The sequence below is a fragment of the uncultured Cyclobacterium sp. genome, from assembly GCF_963976465.1.
GTDB lineage: Bacteria > Bacteroidota > Bacteroidia > Cytophagales > Cyclobacteriaceae > Cyclobacterium.
Genome location: NZ_CAXBOC010000502.1, coordinates 1 through 3932, shown reverse-complemented (window position 1 = coordinate 3932; position 3932 = coordinate 1). Strand labels below are relative to the sequence as shown.

5 protein-coding genes and 1 pseudogene are annotated in these 3932 nt (G+C 38.6%); all 6 read left to right on the top strand.

The annotated features are described in order from the left end of the window. On the top strand, positions 1–658 hold a 658-nt coding region (locus AAC037_RS21155; protein ID WP_339905419.1), incomplete at its 5' end, for an SCO family protein. A gap of 116 nt (positions 659–774) precedes the next feature. Beyond that, entirely contained in the window at positions 775–1218 is a 444-nt protein-coding gene (locus tag AAC037_RS21150) for a hypothetical protein (protein ID WP_339905417.1), read from the top strand. After that, positions 1199–1663 (top strand): MarR family transcriptional regulator, encoded by a 465-nt coding sequence (locus AAC037_RS21145; RefSeq protein WP_339905416.1) that lies wholly within the window; start codon positions 1199–1201, stop codon positions 1661–1663. The genes AAC037_RS21150 and AAC037_RS21145 overlap by 20 nt, the downstream gene beginning before the upstream one ends. Positions 1664–1673: 10 nt before the next feature. Further along, positions 1674–2306, top strand: coding sequence for a nitroreductase family protein (locus tag AAC037_RS21140; RefSeq protein WP_339905415.1), 633 nt, complete (start codon positions 1674–1676; stop codon positions 2304–2306). Between the two features lie 204 nt (positions 2307–2510). Then, positions 2511–3146: a GyrI-like domain-containing protein gene (locus AAC037_RS21135; RefSeq protein ID WP_339905414.1), complete on the top strand. Its 636-nt coding sequence runs from the start codon at positions 2511–2513 to the stop codon at positions 3144–3146. A 35-nt stretch (positions 3147–3181) separates the two neighbouring features. Beyond that, positions 3182–3932 (top strand): annotated as a pseudogene (locus AAC037_RS21130) (hypothetical protein); the annotation flags it as partial.

The following is a 3932-nucleotide window of genomic DNA, read 5'->3' as shown; positions in this document are numbered from 1 at the left end:
AATTATACTAATTGCAGTATTTGCTGTAGCCTGTAATTCTGACAAACAGCAAGGTGAAGTGGAGGGAGCTTTAGGTGTGGAATTGCCCTATTACGAAGAATCAACCTTTACACCTCGTTGGTTTGCCAACAAGGAAGAAGTGCCGGAAAGCTTTCATAAGATCCCTGAATTTCAGGTTTACAACCAACTGGGGGATACAGTAACTGCGGAGGTGTTTGATGATAAAATCACCATTGTAAATTTTTTCTTTACCACCTGCCCGGGCATATGTCCTAAGATGATGGCCAATATGGATATGGTTCAGGAGGAGTTGTCTGAGGATAAAGGCCTTCAACTGGTTTCTTATTCTGTAACCCCGGATATGGATGGTGTGCCTGAACTTAATGCCTATGCCAAGAAAAATGGTATCAGTAATGAAAATTGGTATTTGTTGACCGGTGAAAGGAAGGTTATTTATGAACTGGGAAGAAATCAGTTCTTTGTGGAAGAAGATATGGGACTCCAAAAGAGTCCTGATGATTTTCTACATACCGAAAATATTTTACTGATTGACAATGAGCGACACATCAGGGGGATTTACAATGGGCTAAACAAAACTGCTATCAAGCAATTATTGGCTGATGCTAAGTTGCTTAGAGATAAATTGATCGATCTATAAGATCCCTGCCCCACTTATTCGCTGCATTTTTTTAAAAATAAAATCCAAAGAAAGAAACTTTTCATGTATCTATGTCGTTTACGATATAAACTTGCAAGATATAAAAAAGAAGAAATATGAAAAAGCAAACTTCAACGCTACAGAATATATTCAGGTTACTCTTGGCAGCATTTATGCTTTATGCCGGTATTAGTCATTTGACGTTCAATAGGGTTGATTTTCAGGCACAGGTGCCGGACTGGGTGCCGATGAGTAAGGATTTGGTAGTGGTATTATCCGGTTATGTAGAAATAGCCCTTGCGCTTGGTTTGGCATTCTGGAAAAGTCAGCGAGTAAACTTTGGTTGGGCACTGGCTGCTTTTTTTCTGCTTGTTTTCCCGGGGAATATTGCCCAATACCTCGATAGTAAAGATGCATTTGGAGCATTGGATTCTGATAGGGCAAGACTAATTCGCTTGTTTTTTCAACCTGTTCTAATAGCTTGGGCTTTATGGTCCGCAGGATCGTGGGCTGATTATCGATCAAAAAAAGTAAGTACTGATGACAGATTCACAGCTTAAATTAAAAAATCAAATCTGCTTTCCCTTTTACTCTGTTTCAAGGCTGATAACCAAGGCATACAAACCCTTTTTGAGTAAAATAGGTTTGACCTATCCTCAATATTTGGTCATGATGGTTTTATGGGAGTCGGATGGTATTCGCATCAATGAAATCAAAGAGAAATTATTTTTGGATACCAATACTGTTTCTCCTTTGCTGAAAAGAATTGAATCAATGGGTTTAATTAACAGGATTCGATCCAATGAAGATGAAAGGAGTGTGATTGTAACTTTAACCAAAAAAGGGAAGGAATTAAAAGAATTGGCTTCCCCTATTCCTGAGCAAATGCTTGAAGGATTAGCTCATGAGGGCATTACGGTGGAGGAGATATCGAATTTAAGAAACACCTTGAACAATTGGATTAAGGCGCTTTCAGAAAATAGTAGTGATAATAAGATTAAATAGTAAAAGTAAAATGGAATTAATTGACAAATTGAATTGGAGATATGCTGCGAAAGCCATGAATGGTGAAAAAATAGCGCAGGAGAAGGTGGAAAATATCATAGAGGCCATATCATTGGCACCTACCTCAAGTGGTTTGCAGCCTTTTGAGGTTCTGGTAATAACAAACCAAGAGATTAAAGAGAAGATTAAACCCATTGCCTGGAATCAATCCGTGGTAACTGATTGCTCTCATTTATTGGTCTTTGCTGCATGGGACACCTATACCGAAGCACGAATCAATAAAATGTTTGACCTTACCAATGAGAAAAGGGGATTTACCAATGAGGGTTGGGAGAACTATAGAAAGCAACTTTTAGCTACCTATCCAAACAGGTCTGCAGAAGAAAATTTTAACCATACCTCCAAGCAAGCCTATATTGCATTTTCTCAAGCCATTGCTGCAGCGGCCTTTGAAGGAGTGGATAGCACACCAATGGAGGGATTTGATCCGGATGCCTTGGATGAAATTTTGGGATTGAAGGAAAAAGGGCTGAGAAGTTGTGTGATACTTCCTTTGGGATATAGAGATAGCGAAAAAGACTGGTTGGTTAATCTTAAGAAAGTAAGAAAAAGCAAAGAGGATTTAGTGACTGTACTGGATTAATTAAAGTACTTAATAAAAGTAGGTGATTATAATCCATTGGTTAGAAAAGGCCTAAAAGAGTGTTAAACTCTTTTAGGCCTTTTTTTATGCTGAATGAAAGTTATGTTTTTAATACAGTTTGGGTAAATTGTCAGGGAAATTACTATCCCTTCGAAATAGCGGCTTTTAGCTATTTGAAGCATCAGCAATTAATTCTTTTTAACCATGAAATATGAGTGGAGAAAATCTGAAAAAAACCTTTATTTACCGAAAGCCAAGCCGGAAAAGCTAAAAGTCCCGGCGCTAAAGTTCATAACCATTGCAGGTGAAGGTAATCCCAACAGTAGCCAGTTTGCCGAATTCATCGCTGTGCTTTACTCCTTGTCCTATGCCATAAAAATGACCTTGAAGAAAAGCAAAAACCCACCGGAAGGCTATCTGGATTATACCGTTTATCCGCTCGAAGGAATCTGGGATATCAATGAGAAAGCCAAGGAAAATTTTAATGGCAGCTTCAACAAAGATGATCTGGTATTTACCCTTATGATTCGCCAGCCCGATTTTGTAACAGAAGCATTCTACCGAGAGATGCATGCCTTAACCCATCGAAAAAAACCTCATGACCTATTAGATAAGGTCAAATTTGAAACAATTGAAGAAGGCTTATGTGTGCAAATGCTTCATATTGGAAGTTATGACAAGGAGGATGAAACTTTTTCAGTAATGGAAGCATATGCAAGAGAAAATGATTTAATCAGGCTTACCAAAACTCACCGTGAAATTTACCTGTCGGATTTCAGGAAGGTTCCTGAAGATAAATTAAAAACCGTATTAAGATTTAATGTTAAACAAAAGTCTTAATATTTGCAGTAAACCTAATGATAACCGATTGCCCTATGCCCCTAGCCAAACATGCTTGTATTATTGCCCTATTTATATTTACTTCTCAGGCAGCTCTGCAGTCTCAGGTCCTTCCTGAGCAAATAAAATTTACGCGACAAGCCTCAAAAAGGTTGGTTTTTGATGAAGACCAGACCATTCCTTTAGCGGGAATTTGGCCGGAGAAAAGTGTTGGTTTTTCTGTCATGCACCCGGTGATTCACCAACTAAAAGACAGTGCAAAAGTTGCCATACCTTCCAATCAATTGACCATCCAATCTTTGTCAAAAACAGCAACAAATATTTGGTTTGGAGGCTTTAATCCAGTGGCTACTTATTCCATAGATTTGGCTTCCTGTAAAGGCAAGGGGGCGCTTGGCTTTTCATTTTTCGGTAAAGGTTCAAAAGAAAAATTAACCCTCAAAGTAAGTTTCCATAATGAAAAACCGGAAGGTGTAAGTCTTCACTATACGGACAGGAAAGGGCTGTCAAAAGAGTCGTCTATTGCAGTTAATTTCCCTAATGATGCCACATTACACGGCAGGCTATACCTGCAGATGTTAGGAAGTGGCTTGGTACTGTATTTGAAAGACGGTGATTTGCCACAGGTAATAGCTCAATCGGATTTCAATCAATTGATTGATTTGCGAAAAAAGGAATATTTGCACAGTTTTCAATCTCACTTTTATGTGGCCCTTGACTCAGGAGAGATAAAGGTAGATAAAGTACTTATGGGCTTAACTACCGGAGTTGGCTTGGCGGATATTC

Coding starts and splice junctions, on each gene's coding strand:
- AAC037_RS21145 (WP_339905416.1), top strand. CDS start 1,199: ATGACAGATTCACAGCTTAAATTAAAAAATCAAATCTGCTTTCCCTTT.
- AAC037_RS21135 (WP_339905414.1), top strand. CDS start 2,511: ATGAAATATGAGTGGAGAAAATCTGAAAAAAACCTTTATTTACCGAAA.
- AAC037_RS21150 (WP_339905417.1), top strand. CDS start 775: ATGAAAAAGCAAACTTCAACGCTACAGAATATATTCAGGTTACTCTTG.
- AAC037_RS21140 (WP_339905415.1), top strand. CDS start 1,674: ATGGAATTAATTGACAAATTGAATTGGAGATATGCTGCGAAAGCCATG.